The following is a 2,533-nucleotide window of genomic DNA, read 5'->3' as shown; positions in this document are numbered from 1 at the left end:
TGGCTGGTGCTGGGCGAGCCGCCGGATGAAGCCGAAGAGCGCGCCGGTATGGCCTTCGCCGAGCAGGCCGGTCAATTGCTGGACAACATGCTGAAGGCGGTGGGTGTCAGCCGACACGGCGCGGCGGGCCTGCCGACAGCTAGCGCGGCGGCCACCGCCGCTACATCGGCGTATGTCAGCAACGTCGTCAAGTGCCGCCCGGCGCTGGTGCGCAACCCCGATGCGCAGGAACTCGCCACCTGTGAAAACTACCTGCGCCGCGAGGTGGCGCTAGTGCAGCCCAAGGTCATTCTGGCGATGGGGCGCTTTGCCGCGCAAAGCCTGCTGCAAGCCAGCCTACCCGAAGTGGCCGGCACGCCGCTGGGCAAGCTGCGCGGGCAAATTTACCGCTACCAGGGCATTCCGGTGGTGGTGACTTACCACCCGAGCTACCTGCTGCGAAGCCAGCAGGACAAGGCCCGCGCCTGGGCTGATTTGTGCCTGGCGCTGGAGGTGATGCGCCGTGCGTGATATGGCCCCCACGCTCGGCACTTCGTATCCTCCCTGCCCCCCAAAGGGGCTGATCCGTCTTGGGGCGGCCCGGCGCCGGATCATGGCTAACGCTTATCCTGCGATACACTGCGCGCCACATTGAGGAGTCCAGCAGCATGCCATCGAAAGCCCTGCGCGTTATTGCGCTCATCCTGATCGTCCTGGTCCTGCTTGCCGTCGGCTGGTTCTGGCTGACGTTGCACTGGAACTACTCGGAAGGCGAGCGCGCCGGCTATGTGCAAAAATTTTCCAGAAAAGGCTGGCTGTGCAAGTCGTGGGAAGGCGAAATTGCCATGGTGACGATGCCGGGCGCTATCCCCGAGAAATTCGACTTCACGGTGCTTGACGACAGCGTGGCCCAAAGAATCAATCTGTTCGCCGGCAAACGGGTGGTTCTCAGTTACCGCCAGCACAAATTCATTCCCACTTCCTGCTTCGGAGAAACCGAATACTTCATCGAGGGCGTCAGGGAAATGGTGGATACGCAGCCGGGTCCACTGGCACCCAGCGCGGCGCAAGGCCAGCTGAAGGAACCGCGCTGAAGCGCCGAGGTGCCGAGTGGAATTGGCGACCGCCCGGCTGTTCCTCGCGCTTCTGCCCGGTGAGGATGTCCGGGCCGCGTTAGCCACGCACAGCGACGCCTGGCAGTGGAACACCGGCGCGGCAGCTTATGCGCCGCCCGACTGGCATATCACACTGCATTTCATCGGCCCCGTGGCGCGCCAGCGCCTGGATGAATTGCGCGCCGGGCTGGCCGTGCCGATGACGCCGTTCGAGCTGCGCCTGGGTTGGCCCGCGCTTTGGCCCCATGGTCTGGCGGTGTTGCTGCCCGAGGCCGTGCCCGCGGGCCTGCAACAGCTGCATGACCGCCTGGGGCAAGCCCTGCAGCGCCTGGGCCTGAAAACCGATGCGCGCCCCTATCGCCCCCACTTCACGCTGGCCCGCCATGCCGCGCTGGCGCAGCGCCCTGAGTCGCCCCCTTTATTTGACTGGCATGTCGAAGGCTATGTCCTGATGGAGTCCACCGGTGACGCCGGGCAGCGCTACCGTGTGCTGCAACACTACGGCTCCGTTGCCTGAGCTGGCGCACCCCGCCCCCAGGCACTGGGGCAAAATCCAACCATGACCAAGCCCGCCGACACCCCGCCCGCCATCGCGCTGTACGACGAACCGGGCCACCTGATTCGCCGCGCCCAGCAGATTGCGGTGTCCAAGTTTCACGAAGTCCATGGCCGCCATGTGACGCCGATCCAGTACGCCATTCTGCGCACGCTGCATGAAACGCCGGGCATCGACCAGGTGACGCTGGCGCAGATGATTGCGCTGGACACCTCGAGCACGGCCGATATCGCGGCCCGCCTGGACGCCAAGGGCTGGATCCTGCGCGAGGTGCTGCCACGGCGCCAGCGCCGCCTGTCGCTGACACCGGCCGGCGAGGAGGTGCTGCTTGAACTGCGGCCCGGCGCGGACGTGATGGTCCAAGGCATGATGAGCAGCCTGGAGCCGGTCGAGCAAAAGGAGTTCATGCGCCTGCTGCGCAAGTTCGTGCATTTGAACGACCGCCAGACCCAACCGGTCGAGCGCAAAACCAAAGTCAAAACTTAAAAACAAGGGTTAAAACCTATGTTTTGGGCTTTCGCCGCGAATAGTCATTCCGTATAATGAATTACATTCAGTATACGGAATATTGAATCGAAGCCAATAATTCCCTGCAGGGTCTGCCGCAGGATTTTTTAACTGAACGAGGAGTCACCATGTTCCCGAAAAACACGTGGTACGTCGCCTGCACCCCCAACGAAATTGACGAAAAGCCGCTGGGTCGCAAGGTCTGTGGCGAGCGCATTGCCTTCTACCGCGGGCAAGACAACCGGGTCGCCGCTGTCGAAGACTTCTGCCCGCACCGTGGCGCGCCGCTGTCGCTCGGTTACGTGTCTGAAGGCAAGCTGGTCTGCGGTTACCACGGCCTGGAGATGGGCTGCGACGGCAAGACGATTGCCATGCC

5 protein-coding genes are annotated in these 2,533 nt (G+C 63.6%); all 5 read left to right on the top strand.

Annotation, left to right across the window (positions count from 1 at the left end):
• The coding region (locus B3V69_RS09970) for a uracil-DNA glycosylase (RefSeq protein ID WP_296446127.1) at window positions 1-510 on the top strand (510 nt) is incomplete at its 5' end.
• A 137-nt stretch (window positions 511-647) separates the two neighbouring features.
• On the top strand, window positions 648-1,073 hold the full coding sequence (locus B3V69_RS09965) for a hypothetical protein (RefSeq protein WP_296446126.1): 426 nt from the start codon (window positions 648-650) through the stop codon (window positions 1,071-1,073).
• Window positions 1,074-1,089: 16 nt separating this feature from the next.
• Window positions 1,090-1,611, top strand: coding sequence for an RNA 2',3'-cyclic phosphodiesterase (thpR, locus tag B3V69_RS09960; protein WP_296446124.1), 522 nt, complete (start codon window positions 1,090-1,092; stop codon window positions 1,609-1,611).
• A 42-nt stretch (window positions 1,612-1,653) separates the two neighbouring features.
• The gene (locus B3V69_RS09955) at window positions 1,654-2,136 is read left to right on the top strand and encodes a MarR family winged helix-turn-helix transcriptional regulator (RefSeq protein WP_296446122.1); all 483 of its coding nucleotides are present in this window, start codon (window positions 1,654-1,656) and stop codon (window positions 2,134-2,136) included.
• Window positions 2,137-2,285: 149 nt separating this feature from the next.
• The coding region (locus B3V69_RS09950; protein ID WP_296446119.1) for a Rieske 2Fe-2S domain-containing protein at window positions 2,286-2,533 on the top strand (248 nt) is incomplete at its 3' end.

Origin of the sequence: Rhodoferax sp. UBA5149, assembly GCF_002413825.1 — a bacterium.
Lineage (GTDB): Bacteria > Pseudomonadota > Gammaproteobacteria > Burkholderiales > Burkholderiaceae_C > Rhodoferax.
The sequence above is the reverse complement of the archived record's forward strand: the minus strand, read 5'-3'. Positions and strand labels throughout refer to the sequence as shown.

What these genes read in the sequence shown, in the direction of transcription:
- B3V69_RS09955 (WP_296446122.1), top strand. Translation starts at nt 1,654, where the DNA reads ATGACCAAGCCCGCCGACACCCCGCCCGCCATCGCGCTGTACGACGAA.
- B3V69_RS09965 (WP_296446126.1), top strand. Translation starts at nt 648, where the DNA reads ATGCCATCGAAAGCCCTGCGCGTTATTGCGCTCATCCTGATCGTCCTG.